This is a genomic window from Bartonella sp. MU70NMGDW (assembly GCF_042194085.1).
GTDB lineage: Bacteria > Pseudomonadota > Alphaproteobacteria > Rhizobiales > Rhizobiaceae > Bartonella > Bartonella grahamii.
Window position 1 is genome coordinate 1 of the sequence record NZ_JBHIMK010000502.1, and the last position, 847, is coordinate 847.

Here is an 847-nt window from a genome sequence, read left to right on the forward strand (position 1 = left end):
TATTCGATTTGTCCGTGACCACCTTTGAAATCTGGATAAATCACGCCTGCTAAAGAAAATTCCGCATTTGCAACAGCTGGCAATTGAAGAGCAGATTTTCGCCCCAATCGCCCTTGCTCCACCCATGGAACACCATAAGACATATCGAGGGTTTGATAAGCTGCTGTTTCAATGGAAAAAATAAAACCGCCTAAAGCTAGCATCATGATGTTTAATCCGAAAGGCTGGAGGTTATGGCTAAACGTTGCTGCTTGGCATGGCGTTCAAGTGCTTGATTGACTGCAGAACAGATGTCTTGTGGAGAGCCATTGCCTCCTGAAATATTTAAATTTGTAATGGTTATGGGAGTATTCACTTCTGTTGGCTTATGAACCATAATGGGTTCAGGAAACTTGAATGCTTCAACCTTTGCGTTTGCAGCGTCTATGTGTCCTGTTTCTACTGTACCTGTAAAATCACTCTTGCTTTTTCCAGATGAGGTATTGGGTACAACTGCTGTATCAACCATTCTTTTTGCGCTTGCATTGGTTTCATCGGTAAAGGTTTTCAGAGTTTGGGTTGAAGTTTTATTGATTGTAGCCTTAAATTCTGACTTTTTTCCTCCCCAGCCGGGCATCCAGCTGGTTAATTTATTAATCTGGCTTCCGAACCAATCAGACAAAGCATTCCATTGGCTTTTAATGCCGTCCCACAAGCTACCAATGAGATTAGCACCTGCGTCCATTAAATTGACACCAAACAGCCACTCAATCAATGCATTGATTTTTTTCGAAATCCAAGAGAGCGGTGAAAAGTTTTTAAAGAGCGTCAAGAGGTTATTGAAAACGTTACTACATAAGCTCGCAAA

The 847-nt window shown here is 41.6% G+C and carries 1 protein-coding gene and 1 pseudogene; both read right to left on the reverse strand.

Annotation, left to right across the window (positions count from 1 at the left end; genetic code table 11):
* A partial coding sequence (locus ACFIKE_RS11835; protein ID WP_375650142.1) for a phage tail protein occupies positions 1-206 on the reverse strand: 206 nt, incomplete at its 3' end.
* 5 nt (positions 207-211) lie between these two features.
* Positions 212-847: pseudogene (locus tag ACFIKE_RS11840) on the reverse strand (phage tail protein); the annotation flags it as partial.